Genomic DNA, 21264 nt, shown 5'->3' on the forward strand with positions numbered 1-21264 from the left:
CCAGTTTATAACAGAACAGCCCGCCTGGTTTTCCAGGCGGGCTGTTCTGTTGTAAGGTCGTCTGATGGCTTGGCTTACCAGCCGCTGCCGCCACTACCCCAGCCGTCATCGGCCTTTTTCTTGGGAGCAGCTTTTTTAACCGGAGCAGCCGTTTTCTTGGTGGTAGAGGCAGCACCACCGCTTTTAACTGCACCCGAAGCACCGGCACCGCTGGCTTTGGGAGCCGCTGGGGCCGGCGTGGCCGCTACGGGAGCGGGCTCGGGCTCAGCAACCGGAATAATGGGGGCGGGGGCCGGCGCAGTAGGCATGGGGTCGGCGGAACGCACCGTGCGGCGCACGTAAGGCTTCATGGGGCGGCCCCGATAATCCGTGGTTACGCGGCGGGAGGGCGCGGCCGAAAAGCCCGGAGCCAAGCTAGCTCCAATAGGCTGGCTTTCTGCTGCGGGGGCGGCCGAAGCACCACCGGCCGAAGCACCACCCCACTCGCCACTACCCGAAGCGGGAGCGGCAGTGGCAGTAGGAGCAGGCGTAGCAGCGGCAGGCTCAGCAGCAGGAGCTACTGCCGCTTTGGTAGTCGTAGTTTTTTTAGCGGGAGCGGCCGATTTTTTAGCCGGAGCACCCCAGCCATCAGAAGAGGTATCCCAGCCGCCCGATGATTTTTTCTGGGCTACAGCCGGCGCTGCCAGCAGTACGCCGCCAATCAGCAACAGTGGGAGGAATTGACGAGTCATAAAAGAAGGTGTAAAGCAGATTCTTACCGCAAAGGTACGGCACCCCGCGCGGGCTCGAAACCCCCGCCTCATTTTTTGGCCTAACGCGGCCTTGCCCGAGAAGTTCCATCCCCAAGCCGAAATTCAGAAAATCAACAAGCTACTACGTTGCTGTACCTCAACAGTAGCAGAACCATAAGTGGCGCGGGCTTCTACGGTCGACCAGCGGCCTTCTTGCCACCCTCAGCTGAAATGGTACTTGATCCGCTAGCAGGCTGCTTAGCGGGCTTTTTCTTCAGGGGCCGGCCCATGTAGTCGGTGGTAGGCGGGCTGGGCATGTTTAGGCGCAAGCCAGGGGCCAGCTTCAGGTTTTCCTCATCGCGCCGGCCTGAGCGGTCGTAGCGGGCATAGGCGCCTGCGCGGGCTTTTGTGCGGGAACTGGAGGTCCGCTGGTAGGCCGCTTTGGCGCGAGTGGCTGACTTGGTTTGCGCCTGGGCAAGCGTTTCCGTAAACAGGCAGATTACGCCAATCAGCAGAAAGGGTAGCAGTGAGGTTCTCATAGAAAGGAAGCCGTAAGAAGTTCAAGTAGTTACCACAATTTTTCTTGCATACGGCAACAGCCCGGCAACGGCTATGCCGTCCGGGCTGTAAGCGGAACCACACCAGTAGAATATTGGCTTACCAGCCCGCTGCTACGGGCTCCTGGCTTACATCGGCCTGGGCCGACACGGTAGTATTAGCCACGGGCTTGCGCACGGGGCGGCCGTGGTAATCGGTGCTGGTGCCACGGTAGGGGGCCGTGTTCATCCCGGGGGCTATCATCACGCCCGAGGACTGCATCATCGGGTCGTTCTGGGCTACTTCCACGGAGCGGGGGCGCTTAGATTTCGGCTTGGCTACGGGGCGGCCGTGATAGTCGGTGCTAGTGCCGCGGTACGGCGAGGAGCTCATGCCAGGGGCCACCATTACCCCCGAGGACTGCATCATTGGGTCCGTATCGTTGGTAGCGGCGGCTTCCCAGCCGTTGCTGGCGCTGGCTGGTGCGGCAGGCTCGTTCCAGGTTTCCAGGGCTGGCCACTCAGGCTCCGGGGCGGCGGCGGCGGGCGCCACACTGGTGTTGGCCAGCTTGCCAGATTTTACTTTCGACTGGCTTTGAGCTTGCGCCTCCTGCGACGCACTAAAGAAGGCCACTGCCACGGCAGCGGTGAGAAGGTAACGTTTCATCGGGAAAGGCAGATCAAGAGGTGAATACCACACCCGGCCAGACCGGGCTTGCAGCCAGCTGGCTAACGGGTGGCGCCCCACGTTCAGCCTCAGTTGCCGCTTGTACTCAGGCTGTTTGCAGCAACCGTACCAGTTTTTCACTCGGGTTGAAATCGGAAGCTAGCGCCAGCGCATTTTGCGTCAGTCAAATCATATATACCTGATAAACAGACGGTAATTTTCGCAAATCTGCGGGTAGCAAGCATCTAGCTGCAATCAAGTTACCTTTGCACTATGATGCAGGATAACATCGCGCGGCTGCGGGCCGAAATCGAAGCCTACGACCTTTCTACAGCGGAACAGCTCGACCAGTTTCGCATTGCTTATACCGGCCGCAAGGGCCAGTTGGCCGACCTATTCGACCAGTTGAAAACCGTTCCGCAGGAAGACCGGCGGGCCGTGGGCCAGGAGCTCAACCAGCTGAAGCAACTGGCGCTAACCCGGTTTGAGCAGCGCCAGCAGGAGCTGGAGGCGGCCTCCGCCAACGCCCCCGCCGACCCCACCTTCGACTACACCCTGCCTACTACTCCGAATGCCCTGGGCACGCGCCACCCCTTGAGCCTGGTGCGCGAGGAAATCGTGCGCATTCTGGCCCGGATTGGCTTTAACGTGGAGGAAGGCCCGGAAATTGAGGACGACTGGCACAATTTCACGGCTCTCAACTTCCCGGAGAATCACCCCGCCCGCGACATGCAGGACACGTTCTTTGTGCGCCGCACGCCCGGCGAGCAGGAGTGGGTACTGCGCACGCACACCAGCCCGGTGCAGGTGCGCGTAATGCAGACGCAGAAGCCTCCGATTCGCAGCATCATGCCCGGCCGCGTGTACCGCAACGAGGCCATTTCAGCGCGGGCCCACATGATGTTTCATCAGGTGGAAGCCTTGTTCGTGGATGAAAACGTGAGCTTCGCCGACCTCAAGCAGACGGTGTATTACTTTGTGCAGGAACTCTTCGGCCAGGATATGCAGGTGCGGTTCCGGCCCTCCTTCTTCCCGTTCACCGAGCCCAGCGCGGAAATCGACATTACCTGCCTGATCTGCAAAGGCAAAGGCTGCAACATCTGTAAGGGGACGGGCTGGGTAGAAATTGGCGGGTGTGGTATGGTTGACCCGGCCGTGCTGGAGCAGTCTGGCATCGACCCGGAGCGCTACTCCGGTTACGCCTGGGGAATGGGCATTGAGCGCATCACCATGCTCAAATATCAGATCAAGGACCTGCGCCTGTTTACTGAAAACGATACCCGCTTTCTGCGCCAGTTCGAAAGCGCCCAATAGGGTAGGCAGCCATTGCTAGGCGGGCTCCCATCTGCGGCTGCAGATGGGAGCTTTTTATGTTCCTACCCTGCTGAGCCCCGTCGGAATTTTCTCGTAAGGAGTACAACTCCCGGTCGAGCCTGTATCACTGCGGGCAAGTTGTGCGTTCTTCCTCTTCTGCCGCTTCACGTTTCACGTATGTTTTCTGCTTCCTTTTTGCGCACCTTCGCCGTTGCCGGTAGTATCCTAGTTGCCGGTCTGGTGTCAGCAGCCTGCAACTCCTCCGCCAACGATGCCCAGCCCCAAATTCCGCTGGCGGCCGTAAACGAAGTAGTGTTCCTGACCAATCAGGAAAACAGCAACCTGCGTTTCGACAATGGCGCTGTGTACCATAAGGGCGGCGTGCGCGGCCTGATCATCGTTCGGCAGAATGCCAGCACGTACCTGGCCTTCGACCGTAATTGCCCCTACCAACCCCAGGATACTTGCGCGCGGGTAAAAATCGACCCGTTTCTGCGGCTTTTCGATCCGTGTTGTCAGTCGCAGTTCAGCTTCCAGGGGCAAGTGCAGGGCGGGCCGGCTACCCGCCCGTTGCGCCAGTACAACACGGCCCTATCTGGCAATACTCTGACAATCACGAACTAATTGTTTTTCTGCATTTTTTTCGAAATACATGTTTGGACGTTCCAGAACTTTGCTCTAATATTGCACCAGCAACGGCGAAAAAGACGCCGCCATAACCGCTTCCTTAGCTCAGCCGGTTAGAGCATCTGACTGTTAATCAGAGGGTCCCTGGTTCGAGCCCAGGAGGGAGCGCACAAGTAGAAAACCCCGATAACGCACTGCCTGCCAGCATGTTATCGGGGTTTTTCTTTGCTGGCGGACCAGTCCACGGGACAACTCGCAACACGTCCTCCCGTTGGATGCCTTTCGCCTCTACTCCACCGGCTCCCCGTTCGTGTCAATCGTGAAGCTGCGGCCGCTCTGCGTGACCTGGGCCTTTCCATTCTCAAAATCAGTAGCGGACTCGTAGCGGCCAAAGGGCGTAGTGCCCTGGCTTGAGTCACTCAGATAGTCTTTGGTGATGTAGGTGTAGCCGTCCGCTAGGCGTACCCGCGCCAAACCATCCCGAAACGAGTAGGCCTCCTGAAACAGCGCGGGTTCCTTGTTCGGCTCCTGCGGCCCCGTGATGTAATACCAGCCCCGGTGGTCGAGCACGGCGGCAACTCCCTCAGAAAAGTCCAGGGCGTTGAAGTAATAGGTATCAAACTCTTGCCCCTGCTCATCCACGAAGGTGTACGCGTCGCCAACGCGCACCCGGGCGTAGCCTTCCGCGTAGGGATTAAGCGCGTCATAGGCCAAGGGCACTACCTCTTTCCCCTCGGCATCAACTATGCCGTACACCCCGTTTTCCTCCACCACCGCCCGCTCCTGCTGGAAACTGCTAACGGAAGAATACTTAGCGGGCACCACCTGTTTGCCGCTCGGGTCAGCAAATCCCCATTTCCCGTTTTCCTGGTAGGGAGCCGGAGCAGCCGCACCTCTGCCCAAGTGGCTAGCGCCCCAGACACCTAACCCCAACAAACCAGCTACACCCGCTACCGCTGCCAAACGCGGCAGCCGCCGACGCCAGGTTCGTAACCGACGATACCCGGCGGAACGAGGGCCAGCGGTGGCAGAAGAACCGGAAGCTGCTGCAGGAGCTGAGCCTACTGGAGCGGCAGTCACCGTACGGGCCTGCAACTGGTCGAGTAGTCCTCCCAGGCGCTCGATTTTGGCATCCAAGTCTCGGTTGCGAGCTTCCGATTCGGCCCGCGAGGCTTTAATGGCCGCTTCTAACGCCGCTTTCTCACTGCTTTCTGCGGCCAGTTGGTCCCGTATGGCTTGAGCTTGGCTTGGGACCGGGGCCGCCTGCGCTAACTGAGCCTGCAGCTGGGCCATGTTATGTTCGCGCTGGGCCTCGCGAGCCTCCAGGGCCTGGAGTTTCTGCCGCAGCTCCTGTTGCGCTTCCAGCCGCAATTGTTCCAGGCGCTGCTTTTCGGCCTGACCTTCCGCTACCTGCCCGGCAGGGTGGCCGTAGGGCGTGTCTTCCGGAATATCCTCCGCGCCAAGCCAGCCCCACAACCGACCCAACACACCCTTGGAGGAAGCAGGCGCGGAAATGGGAACAGGTGCGGGCTCTACTGGGCTGGCCGGCTCTGCTACATCCTGCGCCAGCTCCCGGGCCCAATTAGACAACTCTTCGGCACTCAAGTCGATTTCGGGCCGGGCAAGTTGCTTGAGTTGTCGCGGGAACTGGGAAGCATCCGCCAGCAGGTGAAACCCAGCATCTGGATGCTTGCGTACTTGCTGCTCTACCCCTTCCGCAAAGCTGACCGGCGCGGCAAACAGAACTACGCCCGTCACAACCTGCAGATTCATCTGCTCAGGACCGAACTGCGGCGCGAGCCATTCTACTACCGCCGCTTTCTGCTGCCGATACTGCTCGAAGGGATTGTCTGCCTCCTTTCCTGTCCCACCTAGTGGCTGTCCGTTGAGTTGCCACCCGCCATACTCGAAAGCGGGAATAGCAAGTTTTCCACCCTGCGGGACGAAGAGTACGAGCGTGATGCTGTGCGGGCGAACGACCAGCGCATCGATAACCGTATCATGCTCCCCCACGGCGAAGTTGCCCAACAGCAGCGAGACGGGTGCGGTAGTATCGGCCTGCAAATCAGCTAGTAGCTGCTCGTATTGCCGCTGGCGGATGACGTTAGAAAAGGGAGCGAACAGGAAATGGTGCAACATGGAAAATGGGAATAGCCGCTAGCAAGTGGGCCGCCGCTCATTGATACGGGCAGGGGTTTCCCCTACGGTTACTGTAGAGCAAGCGTTGGTCCGAACTTTGCCCAGAAGCCGGCGTACACCCCCCACCCTTCATTTTTCCTACCCCGTATGAGCCGTATTTCCCTGTTATTCATTGCTGGCATGTGGCTAGCCTCCGGTCCTGTTGCTTTCGCCCAAGGGCGAGGAAATGATAAGGATAAGGACAAGAAAGAGTACAAGTACGACCAGGATAAAAAGGAGAAGGAGTACAAAGACAAGGACGACAAGGAGAAGGACGATAAGTACAAGCAGGAGAAGGACCGTTACAAGGACGGGGACGGTAGGTATGAGAACCGGGGCCCGCGTGCTACGGGAGGAAAGCTAGGCGGCATCCTGGGCCGAGTAGTTTTGCCGCCGGCGGGCTCACCGGGCCCCCGTCAGCTGGCGGGCGTGCCGCGCGGACACTACCCGCCCCCCGGCCAGTGTCGGGTTTGGTATCCGAACCGGCCGGCCGGGCACCAGCCCCCACCCACCAGCTGCGAGCGGCTACGCGGCATTCGCCTGGAGCCGGGCGCTTTCATCCTGCATGGAGACCGGGCCTACGACACCGCTTATGATTGGCGCGAAGAGGAGCGGCGGCGCCCGGGTTCCGTGGCGCGCGACATCCTCGACATTCTCTTTCCCAACCGCTAGCCGCCGTCCTGAGTAAACATACCAACGCCCGGCCGCTCCTAGGAGAGCGGCCGGGCGTTTCTTTATGATAAGCAGCGGGTTAATCGTCCCACTTCTTGCCTTTTTTCCATTTCTCCTTCCACTTTTTCTCTCGCTCCCGCTCGTGCTCCTCGCGGCGCTTCTGCTCCTCGCGCTGCCATTCCTCTTCTTTCTTGCGCTGCTCCCGGGCCTTCTCCTCGTACTTCTCGTCGTACTCTTCGCGCTCATCGTCCTGGTCCTCCTCGCGGCGGCCCCGGCCCAGCAAATCCTCCAGTACCGCCCGCACCTCTTCCGCGGCGGGAGCCTCCGACGCGGGGCGGCGCGGAGTGCTAACCGGTGGGCTTAGGGCAAGTCCGCCCCCAGCGGTAGCGACAACCGATACCAGATTACCCTTCAGGTCACACCCTTGCCCTTCCTGCAGCTCGGTCCGTTTCCCATCAGGCCCTACAACGAAGCCGTCTGTACCAACCACAGCCCCGGTCGGCAGGTGAGCATCCCGCAGCATGGGACGCACTTGCCCGTTGCGCAGGATATGCATTTGCCCGTTTCGGCGCTGAAATCCGTCGTTGTTAAGTTTCTGCGCCGCGGCTGAGGTAGCACCACCGAAACTCAGACTGAGCCCAACGAGGAGGAAATAGAACTTTGACATGAACGCAGCTAGGGAAAAAAGGGAGTACAATGCTCGGGGAAACAAATACGAGGCCAGTTGCAATAAGGCTGAAAAGCAACTCCGCAGGCGAGTATTCCCTGAGGCAAAAGCAGTTCACCAATAAGGACTAGTCATTACTAGCTGGGAAGGGCGCGCGCCTAGATGAAAACGGGAAAGCTGAACCGGACGGGTCCTTTTCACGGCAGAAAGCACTTTGCGTAAGGCAGCCGGTTATGCCTAACCGCAAAACGATGTGGGGCTTTCAGCCCTGGCCTAGCGACTTCCTTACGTGGGCCCCTTATCTTTACCCGATGGCTACACCTTCCCGGCTGCTACCCGACAACGAGCCGCAACGCCTCGCTGCGCTACAGGCCTATCTGGTTAGCGGCGACGCGCCATTCTTCGATGAATTCGTGCGCCTCACGGGCAAGCTGTTTCAAGCCCCCATTGCCCTGGTGTCGCTGGTGGAGGCCGATGCCGTGTGGTTTCGCGGCAACGCTGGCCTGGACGCGCCTGAGCGCATGCCCCGGGGAGAAAGTCTATGCTCCGCCGCCATCTTGTCCCATGAGGCCACGGTGTTTGAGGACCTAAGCCGCCAGCCCTGTACGCTGGTAAGCCCCGCCGCCGTCGATGCCCTAGGGCTCCGCTTTTACGCGGGCTACCCGCTACACACCTCGACCGGCCATGCCGTTGGTACACTGTGCGTTATTGACCGTAACCCCCGTATTCTAACGGCCGAGGAAATAGAGCTGCTGCGTGATTTGGCCGGAGTGGCGCTCCTGCTGCTCGACGTGCAGGTGGCGCTGGGTCAACACACCAAAACCCTACACTCCCTGTGGCCCGACATCTACATTGCCATTGCGGGCTCCATGAGTCGGCTGGACACGTTGGCGGAGCTGGCGCAGTGGGAAGAATCGGAGGATACGGCCGCGGCGCAGGCCTACCAAATGTCGCGCGCGGAGGAAGTAAAGCTGATAGTCAAAGCGTTGCAGCAGCAGCTCACCACGGCTATCCAGCACCTGGCTTAACCTGCATCAGGAAGCCCAGCTAAGCCCGGCCCAGCCAGATGCGGAACGTGGCGCCGGCTCCTACTTGGCTTTCTACCTCAATGTGACCACCGTTAGCTTGCACAATACGGTTGACCAGGTACAGGCCCACGCCCGTGCCGGCCGTGTGCTGGTGCAGGCGGCGGAAAAGGTGAAACAGCTCCTCGCGGTAGCGGTCTGCATCGAAGCCCAGCCCATTATCTTGCACCACCAGCACGGGCTGGCCGGCGTCAACCCACACGGAAAGGTGCACGCGGGCCGGCCGCTCCGGGTCAGCATACTTAAGCGAGTTGCTAAGCAGGTTGAGGAGCACAGTGCGCAGGTTGGCCCGAGGAAACGACAAGGTAGGACGAGCATCGAAGTTGGTGGTAATGCGCGCCCGGGCAGCCCGCACCTGGGGCTCCAGGGCCGTGAGAACTTCCTCGGTCAGCTCGGCCAATGATACGGTTTCGGGCCGGGCCTCACTGGCTTGCTGGGCCTGGCCCAGGGCCGCCAAATCGTCGATGGTAACGCTGAGCTGCTGCAGGGCCTGCTGAATCAGGGGCACCAGAATCTGTTCTTCCTGGGGGTCAGTAAAGCGAATACTGCGGTACAGTTCGTTGAATAGCCCGGCCAGATTATTAACAGGCTGCTTGAGGTCGTGGGAAGAAGCGTACACGAAGTTATCCAGGTCCTGGTTGGTGCGCGTGAGAAGCTGGTTGGAAGCGCCCAACTCGGCATTGGCGGCCTGCAGCTGCTCGTTGAGAGCCTGCACCTGCTGGCGGGCCTGTACCTGCTCGCCTACCTCCGTAGCCACAACCGCTACCCCCGTAATATGGCCTTGCGCATCGTGCAGGGGCTGGTACACGAAGTTAAAGTACACCGTTTCGAGGTGGCCGTTTCGTTCCAGCATGGCTGCAATTTCCTGGGCCTCGAAGGGCTGCCCCGTATCCCGCACTTGCACCAGCAGTTCGGGAAAGCCTTGGTCGCGCACTTCCGGCAAGGCTTCCAGCAACGGCTTACCTATCACCTGCTCAGGCCGGCGGCCCCAGAGCTGGGCTACCCGGGAATTAGCGACCTGAATTGTTAGCTCCGGACCCTGCAAAATGGCCACCGCTACCGGAGCCTGCTCGAAAAGTGCCTGCAACTGCGCCTGTTGGGCGGCCGCTTCTTGCCGGGCTTGCACCTGCTCCGTCACGTCGAAGGCGAAAATGGATACGCCGGCGGTGCGGCCCTTTTCCTGGTAGGCTTGGTACGTGAAGGTAAAATAGGCTACGGGCAGCTGGCACCCGTTCTGCGCCGTTACCCGCAACGGCATTTCGGCCCTGAACACAGCCTCCCCGGTCTGGTACACGCGGTCCAGCAGGGCAGTAAAGCCTTGCTCATGCGCTTCGGGTAGGGCTTCCGCCAGGGGCCGGCTTAGTAGCTGCCGCCCCGGAAACAGCTGCTGATACGGCTCATTGATGAAGTCGAACCGGTGCTCAGGCCCGCGCAGAATGGCAATGCAGGCCGGCGTTTGCGTGAATATCTGGTAGAAGTTGTTGCGTTGCTCGGCTAGCTGCTCGGCAGTGGCCTGAGCCTTTTCCTGGGCTTCAGTGGCGCGCTGTTGGCTTAGCACCTTCTCGGTGGTATCCAGCACGAAAGCCAGGATGCCTTGCGTGTGCCCGTGTTCATCCACCAGGGGCTGATAAATGAAATCCACGTAATGCTGTTCGGGTTGGCCGTTGACTTTATTATAGAGCAAGACCGGGGTAGCCATGCCCACAAACGGCTGCCCCGTGCGGTACACCCCATCGAGCAGATCAACAAAGCCTTGCGCCACCACTTCGGGGAAAACTTCCGCCACTGTAAGGCCCAGCCGGGTACGCCCGCCGGACAGGTCCTGATAGTGGGCGTTGAAGAAGGTGCAACGGTGCTCCGGTCCGGTGAGGGTAGCCACGGCGGCAGGCACCTGCCCCAGAATCTGCTGCAAAGTACGCTGCTGCGTGAGCACCTGCTCGCGCTGGTGCTCAGCCTCCCGTAAAGCTTCCTGCAGGGCTTGGGTACGCTCTGCTACCCGCGCCTCCAGTTGCAGGTTTAGCTCGCGCAGGTTGTGCTCAGCCTGCTGCAGTTCCTGGTTATTGGTTCGGATTTCTTCGTTGGCGGTGGTCAGTTCCTCGTTCAGGTCATGGCTGCGCTGCTCCTGGGCTTCTACCTGCCGACGCGCTTTCACCTCCTCACTCACGTCGTAGGCAAAAATGAGGACGCCCTGCACCTGCCCCGCTGCATCGCGGGTGGCCTGATAAATAAAATTGAAGTAGCCGGGCTCGGTCTGGCCTGAGTTGGTGCGGTCAATGTAGGCCAGGGTTTCGCTGGCTGCATACGTCTCGCCCGTGCGGTACACGGCGTCGAGTAAGTCAACAAAGCCCTGCTCGCCCAGCTCCGGCACGGCTTCGCGGTAAGGCCGGCCTACCAGGCTGCGGTGCCCAACCATCTGGCAGAACCTGTCATTGGCCAGTTCTACTACGTGGTTGGGGCCGCGCAAGCTGGCAATCAGGGCGGGAGCCTGGGCAATGAGGGTTTGCAGGCGGTTGCGCTGGGCTTCGGCCTCGACCTGGGCAGTATGCTCCCGAGCCTGACTAGCGTGTAGCTGCTCCTCTTCCTGCACCTGCGCCGTCATGTCGCTGACTAGGAGTAGGTAGTACAGCAATTGCCCCTGCTCGTCGAGAATGGGCAAGTTGCGGGGTTGCCAGTAGCGCGCCTGCACGCGCTCGGGCTGGGCGGGGTCGGGTAGGTCGTAGCGCAGGCGGGCCATTTCGTGGGGCTGGCCGGTGGCTTGCACCCGGCGCAGCGAATCGCGCAAGCTGATGGAAACGGCTGCTTCGGGCAGGTGGGCGTGGTCTGGAAAGGCGTCGAACAACTGCCGGCCCACCAGGTCTTCCCGCCGGGTGTGCGTTAGGGCCAGGTACGCGTTGCTGACGGCCGCAATGGTCAGATCGGGCGTTAGCAGCAGGTAGGCATCGGGCAACGCGTTGAAAACGGGCAGCGGTAGAGTTGGGAGCATGAAACGGAGCAGCTGGCCGGAAGATACACAATACAAGGACCAGGAGTACCCAGCCCGAACTGCTTTCAGCGCCGCAAGCAACCTCTGATAGCAAGCAGAGGCACCTGATAAACGGCCTGGGAAGGAATGCGGGCGAAGGTCATTTTTCGGCCCTGTTGGTACGCTATACGCGGTTGGCAAAGAACTGACGCTGTGCAGCGTTGGCCACTGCTTATTAGGGGGCTGCTATATACTTTTCAAAACCTACCCATTACTATTTAACTTACTAAATATCAGCATCTTAATTCAATCTATCAGTTCTATGAAAAGTCTGATAATGCGCTAACTAGGCTTGGCCTCCAGTACTCCGGCGTCTACCTTTCATCCATCTTCTTCGCTCCGCTGATTCAGCAGTTCCACTTACTCAGGTCCGCTGGGGACGGAATCCGCAGCGGGGCCGCCTCAGGCTGGCCGCGCAGTCAAACAACATACTCTCACTACCCATCCTATTTAGTATGATGCAGCTTTCCGCAACCCGTATCCGCTTATTGCTGAGTACTGTGGGCCTGCTTTGGACCGTGGTTAGCATGGCCCAATCCTCGGCGCCAGCCTGGCAGGTAGCCATCAGCCCCGGGGGTACTACCCCACCGCTAATCCGGTCCGTTGCCGCCGACTCAGCCGATAACGTGTACCTGACGGGCTCGTTTTACGGCACCGCAACCTTTGGTGAGCACACGCTGACGAGTCGGGGCGCGGAGGATGTGTTTGTGGCGAAGTGGAACCGCACAACCAACCGCTTCTTGTGGGCCCAGCGCGCCGGTGGAACCGAGCGAGATATTGCCGTGCAGCTGGCCATCCGGGGCTCCAGCATCTACCTAACGGGCTCGTGCCAAAGCCACTCCTACGATTTTGGGGGCTTGGCCTTGCGCAATACCAGCTTAACAGGAAATATGCAGGCCTACGTGGCCAAGCTCATGGACGAGGGCACGAGCAGCCGGTTCAGCTGGGTGCAGCCTATTGGTACGGGGCAGGCCGGTGGCAGCGCGCTGGCAGTGCAAGGAGCCAGCGTATTTGTCACGGGCTCCTATTATGGGCCACTGGTTTTTCCTGGCGTCACGCTCCGTAACGCCAGCGGACCTAACCTAGGCACCACGGACCTGTACGTGGTGAAGCTGCTCGATGCAGGTCCCAGCGCGCGCCTGGCTTGGGCGCAACGGGCGGGTGGGGCGCTGGGGGAAGGAGCCCGAGCCGTGGCCGTAGCTGGCAACAACGTGTACGTGGCTGGCACCTTCGACAGCCCGGTGGCTTATTTTGGCAGCACCCAACTGGTAAATGTCAAACCCGGAGCTGGCACTACCGATGCTTTCGTGGCCAAGCTCACCGATGAAGGCACCCACGGAAGCTTCGTATGGGCCCGGCAGGCGGGCGGCTGGTTTCACGACTGTTTCAATGCCCTGGCCGTACGCGGCAGCAGTGTGTACGTGGCGGGCTTCTTTGGCACTACCGTTACGTTGGGGCCTGCTGGGGTAGCGCGCAACGCCGGCACGCTCGATGTAGTGGTAGCCAAGCTCACCGATGCGGGGCCTACCGGCGAGTTTACCTGGGTACAAACGGCCGGGGGCTGCGGCTACGATGAGGCTCAGGCCTTGGTCGTGCAGGACAACTGGATATACGTGACCGGGGAAACCAGCAGCACAGAGGCCGTTTTTGGCAAACACACACTCCAGCACGAGTTGGGAGCCAACGTGTTTGTAACCCGGCTAACCGATTTTGGCCAGGCCAGTGCTTTCGACTGGGTTCAGCAAGCTGGCGGCCCGGGCAACAGCGAGGTATATGCCCTAGCCCTCAGCGGTAAGCACATATACGTGGGCGGCTTCATGCCCTCGCCGGGGCAGTTAGGCAACCTTACGGTGCGCCACGAGGGGAACATGTTTGTTGCTTTCCTAGGCTCCCTGACCGATGCTCCGGCCCCGGTAACCAGTTCGGCTACCCTTGCTCTGGGGCTGGAAGTGTACCCTAACCCAGCCCGCTCGGTGTTGTGGGTGCGGGTGCCGCCCGTGCCCGATGCCCAGTCCGTTACACTCACCGTGCTAGACGCGGCCGGCCGGGTAGTGCAACAGCAAGCGGCAGCGGTACCCGCCTCGGGCCAACCGGAAAGCATTGACTTAACCCGAATAGCTCCCGGCATGTACCTGCTACGCGTTCAGACCAAGGACTTGGCTACCTCGCATCGGTTTGTAGTAGAATAGCTGACCAGCGCCAGGCGGGTTGCTCACCGGGCTGGATACTAACCTTTTCCGGGGCGAAAGAGTACACGCAGAAAGAGCTGTATTACTGTGGCTCGCCTTCCACTATCTCTCCTGCTGCACCATGACTACTTTCCGCTTTCCCCTCACCCTGGCTTTCCTTGTGCTGTTTACGTTTTCGCTGAGCAGCTGCGACGCTATTGGCACCATCTTTAAAGCCGGAGCCTGGACTGGCCTGATTGGCGTGTTCCTGATTGTTCTGCTGCTGTGGCTGGTGGTCAACCGCTTCCGTCGGCGCTAGGCTCATTTTTCTGTAACACGAGCAACGGCCGCTCCTGCGTAGGGGCGGCCGTTGCTCGTGTTAGGCGTATTCGAACCGTATTATTCTTTTACCACCCGGATGCTCTGGCTACCTTGGGCAGTGCCCAGGCGCACTACATATATGCCGGCTGGCTGGCGGGTCAGGTCAAAGGTACCATCCGGGGCAACAGTGGCTACCCGGGCGCCCAGTACGTTAAGTACTTCAGCGCCCAGCGCTGCCGCGTCGCCGGGTAGCAGCACCTGAAAGCGGGTGCTGCCGGGGTTGGGCACTACGTGGGCGGCGGCTACCTCCGCGGCCGCTACCACAACTACCTGCGACAGGGCTTCGGTGCCATCCGTATCGCGCTGGCGCAGGCGGTAGTAGCTGGTGCCCGGCAGCGGGGCCGTATCCAGGAAGCGGTACTGCTGGCTCTGGTTGGTAATGCCATGGCCAGCTACCGTACCAATGGCCGTGAAGGCTTGCCCGTTTGCGCTGCGCTCCACAATAAAGCCCGCGTTGTGCAGCTCCGCGGCAGTTCGCCAGTTGCACGATACAGTAGCTCCAATCCGCGCGGCCCCAAAGGCAACCAATTGCACGGGCAGCACGCCCCGGCTCTGGGATGTAACGCCGAAGGGTGAGAACTTTTTAACCCCTCCTTTTTTGCTACCCTTCATGTTGCCTCTAATGATGGGGGAAGGTGTATCGCGCACTCCGTCCCAGCTGGCTCCGGTGGTATAGTGGTCAATAAAGGCGTTGTTAGCCTGGAAGTTAGTCCCCTCGTCTTTCGTAGTCCAGAAGGCCTGCAGGGTTATATCGGAGTTGCCGGGCACTTCTTCGCTTACAAACCAGGTTTTCTTGACCACGCCTATGGTCAGCGGCTCGGCTCCGTTTTCGTTGGCATCATATGAGCGGTAGACGTTGTTCCCGACCCGCACTTTGTAGGTATCCTCGGAGGTGGCGGCCGTTTGCGAGAGTACAACCGGCGTGTAATCGTTCAGGTCGGCAGTAACGGCTACCGGAAAGTTGACTTCGGCCCCAGTGCTGGTAACGGTTTGCCGCAGCCCGCCTTTGCCATTGGTAACAAAGAGCCCCGAGCCAGCCAGCGTCTCAACCGAGCCTTCTTTCAAAATCGTCAGGTCGAAGTCACGCAGAGTCAGGGCCGACAGCCCGGTGCTGCTGAAGCTTACCTTGTTGATAACCAGCGCGTTGCTACCCAGCTGCTTGGCTCCGGTGCCGGTCAGCTTCAGAATGCCGTAGCTGCCTCCGTCTACGGTTTGCGTACCGGTGGCGGCCGTGTTGAGGTATTCCACGGTGCTGGTGGTAGCCAGGGCGCCCAGGGTAATGCCGCTAGTCAGTTTATCAATTTGCAGAGTCGAGCCGGCCGTAACATCCACGGTAGCAGACAGGTTGTCATTGCTACCCAAATACAGTGTGGCCGGTTCACCGGGCCGCCCAACCACCAGCTTGGTGTTGGTTCCTTTGAGGCTGAGGGCAGCCCCCGTACCCTGGCGGCTTACGCCGGCCGTGTTACCCCGCACGTAGAACGTGGTGTTGTCCAGGTTGAAGTTGCCGGGGTGGGTGCCCGTGCCATCGGCATTCACGCCCCAGCTGGCTTTGTCGTTCAGGTGGCCCGTAGTGGTTGAATAGAAGATGTTGGTTTCGGGCGTGATGGTCACGTCGTCCAGGCTCAGCCCGTTTCCGTTGGAGGTTGAGTTGAACACGTAGGACCAGCGAATCATGATTTCTTCGCCATCGGCCAGCCCGGCGCCGAAGGGCGAGCTGCCGCCCCCAATGAGCTTGGCCCGCGCTACCCGCCGGTTGGTGGCCGAGTTGCCGTCACTGCTGGCAATAACGGCCGCCGTGGAGGGGGCATTCACCATCAAATCACCGATTTCCGTCCAGGTTCCGCTTACCAGCGCGGCCTTTTGCTCCGGCGTGGCCGAGGCCGGCAACTTCCGGTACCACACCCTCACCCGGGCTTCATCCATCTTGCCGGAGTTGTACCACTGCTCCATGGCGTAGGCTACCTCCAGGTTCTTGATCAGGGTACCGGAAGAGTTCTGCAGCCGAATGCCGATGTAGCCAACCCCGGTATCGGTGCTGGTGGCGGCAATGCCGCCCAGAGCCCGGTCAGGAGAACTGGTAGCGGCGCCGAAGTGGTACCAGCCCGCACCCGCGGCCGTGCCGTCGGGGTTGACGGTTTTGCCCTGCGAGCCGTTATCGGGCGGAATGGTCCGGTCGTAGAATATGGCGGTGGGGGTAGTCCGAATGCTAGTAGGAAACTCCTGCGTTCCGTACCTATTCAGCGTAAAGCCCGCATACACGCCCGGCAGCGTTACGTTGTTGGTAAATACCCCGTTCGTGCCGCTAAGTGCATCAAAGGTTTGCACGTAGGGAGCCAGTCCCTTCGAAGAGCCGTCGTTGGTAGGCTTATCCTTGAATACATACTGCGCTTGCGCCGTGCTAGCAGCACAGGCCATGAGGGCAAGCAAAGACAATAGGCGGGTAACGGGTGCTTTCATAGAAGGCTACGTAGGATATGGCGGAAGGGCTCATTTTGGCAAAACCCCTAAGGATTGTCCCACAATGATTTGTCAAATGTATATAATCATTCCTATTATAAATTATACGAGTAGATGAATAAGTATATTTATAAGTTAAATTATATAACTAATGGTTTAATACTCTGCAATCCTTTCATTAATTCAATTTTTAATTGCAGCGTCTCACTCTGAGTAAATTGCCTGTATCTATTCAGAGGACACAAAAAAAGAGCCTGACGCAAGGGTCAGGCTCTTTCAATCTGGGAAACAAAGGATTACTAGTTTAGGCGTTCTTTTTGGGCATAGTACCCACAATATGGTCCCAAAGCGTAGTGCTCACGCCAAAGGCAATTTCATCCTGGCGGTAGTGGTGCTGGGCGTGGTGATGCCACCAGAACTTAAGGAAGTTTTTCGGGGGCGAATACACGTGAATGGCGTAATGCACAAACAGATACAGCGCGTAGCCAAACACGAAACCGGCCAGCACACCGTAGCCCGCGTTACCAAGGGTGAAGCGGAAGATGAAAAACAGCAACGAAGCCACAAACACCGTCAGGATAGGTGGCATAGCTAGGCGCGTTTTGTCCTTGGGAAACTCGTGGTGGACGCCGTGCATGGTGTACTGGAACTTGGCTTTGCGGGGCGTATTGGTGCTCATGTGGTACACGAAGCGGTGCATCAGGTACTCGGCCAGCGTAAAGAGCAGCCACCCGCCCAGGAAAAGACCAAAGGCCGACAGCCCCGTGAGCAAACCCTGGCTAAGGCCGTAGTAGAGACTTACGCCCGCCACGGCAAAGAAAATAGAGAGCGGGCCCGCAATGTGCGTGTGCGTGAGGCGCTCCAAAACCGGGTTTTCAAACAAGCGGGCCGAGCCCTTGTGCTTCGGCTTGATGGCTTCGGGAGTTTTAACCGGCGTTACTGTAGTGCTGGTTTCCAGGATTTCAGGAGAGGTGTTCATGCCAATACAGGAATGATGAAGGCGCAAAAGTACACAGGGCCGCGCAAATGCCGGGCCAACTACTACCCCTCAGGCAGTAGTGAAATAGCGCGCTACCAACTGCTGCACGGCCTCCAAAGAGCAAGTAGGAGCCGCGCAGTAAAGTGGGGCGCGGTCGTAAAACCGTTGGCGGGCAGCTAAGGTTTCGCGGAGGCGCGTTTCCAGACCGGCAGCATCCGGCAAGGCGGCTAGCAGCGGGCGGCTGGCCGCCACGGCCTGCAGGCGCCGCACCAACTCCTCTACCGGCACGGCCAGGTACAGCGTTAGGCCAGTGGTGAGCAGCACATCCAGATTATGGTGAAAGCAGGGTGTGCCCCCACCGGTAGCCAGCACCACCCGGGAGTGGGTAGCCACCACGTCGCGCAGCACGTCGGCCTCCCGCTGACGGAAATACTCCTCACCTTCCTGGGCAAATATTTCGGAGACGCTGCGCTGCTCCCGCCGCACAATTTCTTCATCCAGATCTAGAAAGGGCAGGCCATAGGCCACGGCTAGGGCCCGGCCCAGGGTGGTTTTGCCCGCGCCCGGCATTCCAATCAAATACAGCCGCTCGGCCGTGACGGGTAAAGCATACGGGGTGGAGGTAAGGCGGGTCGTCATGGCAGGAGGAAGAGAAACTTCACGATCAAGGCGGCTCCTTAGGCTTTCCGCTTGCTCAGGTTACGGGGAAAGGTCCGCAGCTTATCCCAGCTTCACGCGGGGGTCGAGCAAAGCGTAGAGCACGTCAACCACAATATTGACCACCACAAACAGCGCAGCAATAAAGATGGTAGCGCCCATAACGATGGGGAAATCCAGGTTTTCTACGGCGCGCAGCGTCACGGTACCCAGGCCTTTCCAGTTAAAGATGTACTCAATAAAAAAAGCGCCCGCCATCAAGGAGGCCAACCACCCCGACACGGCCGTTATTACCGGATTCAGGGCGTTTTTTACGGCGTGGCCCATCACGGTGCGGTAGCCGGAAAGGCCCTTGGCCCGCGCCGTGCGGATGTAGTCCTGGCTCATTACCTCCAGCATGGAGGAACGGGTTAGCTGCACGATAACGGCCAGGGGCCGGATGCCCAGGGCAAAAGCCGGCAGCAGCAAGTTCTTCAGGGTCAGGTGGCGGCCGGTGAAGGCATCGGTTTCGTAGAGCTGCCCCGTTAGGTTCAGGCCCGTCCAGCTGCTCCAGTAGAACCCGAACGTCATGGCAATGAGGATGGCGGCCACGAAGGACGGCACGGAAATTCCCAGCACCGAGGTGGACAGCAGCGTCCGGTCGAGCCAGGAATGAGGTTTCAGGGCGGCCACAATGCCGAGCCCGATGCCCAGCACCGCCGCCAGCAGCATGGCGGCCACCGCCAGCCACAGCGTGCCCGTAAAATGGTCAAGCAGGATGCTGAGCACTTCCTTATTGCTTTGGAAGGAGCGGCGTAGGTAGGGCGTTTTCAAGACCAAGGCCTTTTCACTTCCGAGGGGTAGCAGCTGCACGCCGCCATACTTGGCCACGCCCGCCGAGTCGCGCGGGTGCACGCCCAGGGGCGACACGTCATTCAAGTAACCCGCGAGTTGGGCAGGTAGGGGCTGGTCCAGGCCCAGGTCGGCGGCAATGGCGGCGCGGGTAGCAGCGTCGCTGCGCTGCCCGGCCAGCAGGGCCACCGGGTCGCCGGGCAGCACCTGAAACAGGAAAAACACCGTCAGGGCCACCCCAATCAACACCAGTACGCCCTGCCAAAGACGGCTTAAAATGAAACCTATCATGTATGTTCAGTTGGCAGTTGCTGGTTGGCGGGGGTTCGGGGTTGGGCATCAGTGTCAACCTGATACCTAATAAGTAGCAACGATTACAGCAGTTCCTCCAGCTTGCTGGCTTCGGGGATGTCGTGGTAGTGGTACTTGCCCTTTACTACCCCATCCTGCAGCAGAATAAAGCCCGGGTTAGAGCGGATCATGGATTTGAGCACGGTGGCGTCGGCGAAGTAGTAGGTACCGGCCAGGTTCACATCGTGGCGGAAGGCGTCGAACTCCTGGGGGCTGCTGCTGGTAATGATAAGGGGCCGAATCTGCTTGCGCGACTTGGCCGCGTCTTCCATCAGCTTGCTGATGTCCTTGAACCGGTCCCGGTCGGCCGTGCTGGCGCTTTGCACAATGAGCAGCAGCTTGTTGCCGGTCAGTATGTCCTGCGTGTGGTCTTTGCCCTCGGCATCGAATACCGAAAAGTCGGTGATGACGGGCTTGGACGTGAGCGGGTTGAGCACTTCCATGCTCTTGTACTTCCAGGTAGAGTCGGTGGGGTACTCCGTGAACGTCTTGGTTTCGCCGTTGCGCTCCATCACGTACTGGTAGCGGGCCTGCTCCTGGGGCTTCATGAGCTTGCCAATGTCATTGCCCACCTTGTAGGGCAGGAAATCGAAGTAGGGCAAGTGGCCCAGGGCCCGCACCCCAATACCAATGGCCACGGCCGAGGCCAGGGTAATGTACATCACGCCCAGCGTGCCCTTGGCAAACACCCGGCGCAGGTAGCGCTGGTTGAAGAACACCACGGCCCAGAGCACTAGCAGAAACAAATCCTTGAAGAAGGAAGTCCAGGGCGTGAGCTTGATAAAGTCGCCGAAGCAGCCGCAGTCGGTTACCTTGTTGAAGGCCGCCGAGTAAAACGTCAGGAACCCGAAGAACACCAGCAGGGCCAGCAGCACCCACAGGGTTTGGCGCAGCATCCAGCGCAGCAGCACGGCTACGCCCAGCACCACCTCCAGGGAGCTGAGCACAATGCTCAGGGTGCGGGAATGCGGAATAAAGATTTCGAAGAAAGAGCCGAAGTCCTTCGAGAACACCTCAAAGTACTCTTCCAGCTTCAGGGCCGTGCCCACGGGGTCGTTCAGCTTTACGAGGCCCGAGAAGATAAACACAACGCCCAGCAGCAGCCAGCAAATACGGGTAACTTGTTTCATGAACTCCGTTGAGTAACTGAGTAAATACGTAGCTGAGTAACTGCATTATGCCCAATGCAGTTGCGGCAGAAAGCAGGTTTCGGGCTTACGGTGCCGAGGCTGATACGCAAATGTAGGTTCAGGAGCTGTTTACTCCGCTACCCGGCCGAAATCCATCTTAATGAGCACAAACACGGCGTAGTTGAGCATGTCGCGGTAGTTGGCTTCCACGCCTTCCGAAACCCGGGTCAGGCCGCCCAAGTCCTCGATTTGCTTGGTGCGGTGCAGCTTCATGAGAATGATATCCGTGATGCTTTCAATGCGCATCTGCCGCCAGGCCTCGCCGTAGTCGTGGTTTTTGGCGAACAGCAGCCGGCGGTTTTCTGCTACCTGCGCGTCGTAGGCGGCCGCCACGGCGGCGGGCTCCAGCTCCAGGGGCGCTTCGGGGGGTAGACTGAGCTGCATCAGGGCAATAATGCAGTAGTTGATGATGGCCACGAATTCCTCCTCTACCCCGTCGGCCACCAGTTGCACGCCCTTTTCCTGAATGCTGCGGATGCGCTGGGCCTTGATGTATAGCTGGTCCGTGACGGAGGGTAGGCGCAGGATGCGCCAGGCCGTGCCGTAGTCGTGGGTTTTGGCCAGAAAGAGCTGCCGACACCGGGTAATGACCTGGTCGTATTCGTGCTGGGTTTGATTCTCCAAGTTTTTCAGCCTATTTTGTTGCAATCCGCCTTTTGTCGTGCCAACGAAGGCCGCGCGTGTTGCCAGAAGATGATTCCATGCCGAGCGGCTGCCGCCGGCAGAATGCTTTAGCGGCGTGGCCCCG

At 59.6% G+C, this 21264-nt stretch carries 18 protein-coding genes and 1 tRNA gene; 7 read left to right on the forward strand and 12 right to left on the reverse strand.

Features of this window, described 5'->3' with window-relative positions; all coding sequences use genetic code 11:
- Positions 1–74: 74 nt before the first annotated feature.
- The 3 genes from IEW18_RS06070 to IEW18_RS06080 form a co-directional block, all read right to left on the reverse strand.
- Positions 75–731 (reverse strand): hypothetical protein, encoded by a 657-nt coding sequence (locus IEW18_RS06070; RefSeq protein ID WP_188556941.1) that lies wholly within the window; start codon positions 729–731, stop codon positions 75–77.
- 191 nt (positions 732–922) lie between these two features.
- Entirely contained in the window at positions 923–1270 is a 348-nt protein-coding gene (locus IEW18_RS06075) for a hypothetical protein (RefSeq protein ID WP_188556942.1), read from the reverse strand.
- A gap of 118 nt (positions 1271–1388) precedes the next feature.
- Positions 1389–1934 carry a hypothetical protein gene (locus IEW18_RS06080; protein ID WP_188556943.1) on the reverse strand — a complete coding sequence of 182 codons (546 nt, stop codon included), beginning with the start codon at positions 1932–1934 and terminating at the stop codon, positions 1389–1391.
- A 276-nt stretch (positions 1935–2210) separates the two neighbouring features.
- Here IEW18_RS06080 and pheS point away from each other — a divergent pair, with 276 nt between their 5' ends.
- The 3 genes from pheS (at position 2211) to IEW18_RS06095 (ending at position 4043) form a co-directional block, all read left to right on the forward strand.
- Positions 2211–3248: a phenylalanine--tRNA ligase subunit alpha gene (gene pheS, locus IEW18_RS06085; RefSeq protein WP_188557304.1), complete on the forward strand. Its 1038-nt coding sequence runs from the start codon at positions 2211–2213 to the stop codon at positions 3246–3248.
- 177 nt (positions 3249–3425) lie between these two features.
- A complete protein-coding gene (locus IEW18_RS06090) occupies positions 3426–3872 on the forward strand; it encodes a QcrA and Rieske domain-containing protein (RefSeq protein WP_188556944.1) in 447 nt (148 codons plus the stop codon).
- 97 nt (positions 3873–3969) lie between these two features.
- A tRNA-Asn gene (locus IEW18_RS06095) sits at positions 3970–4043 on the forward strand.
- Positions 4044–4163: 120 nt separating this feature from the next.
- Here IEW18_RS06095 and IEW18_RS06100 read toward each other — a convergent pair.
- The gene (locus IEW18_RS06100) at positions 4164–6014 is read right to left on the reverse strand and encodes a WG repeat-containing protein (protein ID WP_188556945.1); all 1851 of its coding nucleotides are present in this window, start codon (positions 6012–6014) and stop codon (positions 4164–4166) included.
- Between the two features lie 147 nt (positions 6015–6161).
- Between IEW18_RS06100 and IEW18_RS06105 the strand changes: the two genes are divergently transcribed.
- Positions 6162–6725: a hypothetical protein gene (locus IEW18_RS06105; protein WP_188556946.1), complete on the forward strand. Its 564-nt coding sequence runs from the start codon at positions 6162–6164 to the stop codon at positions 6723–6725.
- A 79-nt stretch (positions 6726–6804) separates the two neighbouring features.
- On the opposite strand, the gene IEW18_RS06110 is transcribed toward IEW18_RS06105, so the two are convergent.
- Entirely contained in the window at positions 6805–7392 is a 588-nt protein-coding gene (locus IEW18_RS06110; RefSeq protein WP_188556947.1) for a DUF6799 domain-containing protein, read from the reverse strand.
- Between the two features lie 311 nt (positions 7393–7703).
- Between IEW18_RS06110 and IEW18_RS06115 the strand changes: the two genes are divergently transcribed.
- Positions 7704–8420, forward strand: coding sequence for a GAF domain-containing protein (locus IEW18_RS06115; protein ID WP_188556948.1), 717 nt, complete (start codon positions 7704–7706; stop codon positions 8418–8420).
- A gap of 19 nt (positions 8421–8439) precedes the next feature.
- On the opposite strand, the gene IEW18_RS06120 is transcribed toward IEW18_RS06115, so the two are convergent.
- Positions 8440–11460, reverse strand: a complete 3021-nt coding sequence (locus IEW18_RS06120; protein WP_188556949.1) for a PAS domain-containing protein — start codon at positions 11458–11460, stop codon at positions 8440–8442.
- 494 nt (positions 11461–11954) lie between these two features.
- On the opposite strand from IEW18_RS06120, the gene IEW18_RS06125 reads away from it, so the two are divergent.
- Positions 11955–13688, forward strand: a complete 1734-nt coding sequence (locus tag IEW18_RS06125; RefSeq protein WP_188556950.1) for a T9SS type A sorting domain-containing protein — start codon at positions 11955–11957, stop codon at positions 13686–13688.
- A 121-nt stretch (positions 13689–13809) separates the two neighbouring features.
- Positions 13810–13986, forward strand: a complete 177-nt coding sequence (locus IEW18_RS06130) for a hypothetical protein (RefSeq protein ID WP_188556951.1) — start codon at positions 13810–13812, stop codon at positions 13984–13986.
- 80 nt (positions 13987–14066) lie between these two features.
- On the opposite strand, the gene IEW18_RS06135 is transcribed toward IEW18_RS06130, so the two are convergent.
- The 6 genes from IEW18_RS06135 to IEW18_RS06160 form a co-directional block, all read right to left on the reverse strand.
- Positions 14067–16466 carry a T9SS type A sorting domain-containing protein gene (locus IEW18_RS06135; RefSeq protein ID WP_188556952.1) on the reverse strand — a complete coding sequence of 800 codons (2400 nt, stop codon included), beginning with the start codon at positions 16464–16466 and terminating at the stop codon, positions 14067–14069.
- Between the two features lie 346 nt (positions 16467–16812).
- Positions 16813–17487, reverse strand: a complete 675-nt coding sequence (locus IEW18_RS06140) for a sterol desaturase family protein (protein WP_188556953.1) — start codon at positions 17485–17487, stop codon at positions 16813–16815.
- Between the two features lie 69 nt (positions 17488–17556).
- On the reverse strand, positions 17557–18126 hold the full coding sequence (locus IEW18_RS06145; protein WP_188556954.1) for a shikimate kinase: 570 nt from the start codon (positions 18124–18126) through the stop codon (positions 17557–17559).
- An 81-nt stretch (positions 18127–18207) separates the two neighbouring features.
- Positions 18208–19266: an ABC transporter permease gene (locus IEW18_RS06150; RefSeq protein ID WP_188556955.1), complete on the reverse strand. Its 1059-nt coding sequence runs from the start codon at positions 19264–19266 to the stop codon at positions 18208–18210.
- A gap of 83 nt (positions 19267–19349) precedes the next feature.
- Complete coding sequence (locus IEW18_RS06155) at positions 19350–20456, reverse strand: BT_3928 family protein (protein WP_188556956.1); 1107 nt, start codon at positions 20454–20456, stop codon at positions 19350–19352.
- Between the two features lie 129 nt (positions 20457–20585).
- Positions 20586–21140: a DUF1599 domain-containing protein gene (locus IEW18_RS06160; RefSeq protein ID WP_188556957.1), complete on the reverse strand. Its 555-nt coding sequence runs from the start codon at positions 21138–21140 to the stop codon at positions 20586–20588.
- Positions 21141–21264 lie beyond the last annotated feature (124 nt).

It is taken from the genome of Hymenobacter glacieicola, from assembly GCF_014640315.1.
Taxonomy (GTDB): Bacteria; Bacteroidota; Bacteroidia; order Cytophagales; family Hymenobacteraceae; genus Hymenobacter; species Hymenobacter glacieicola.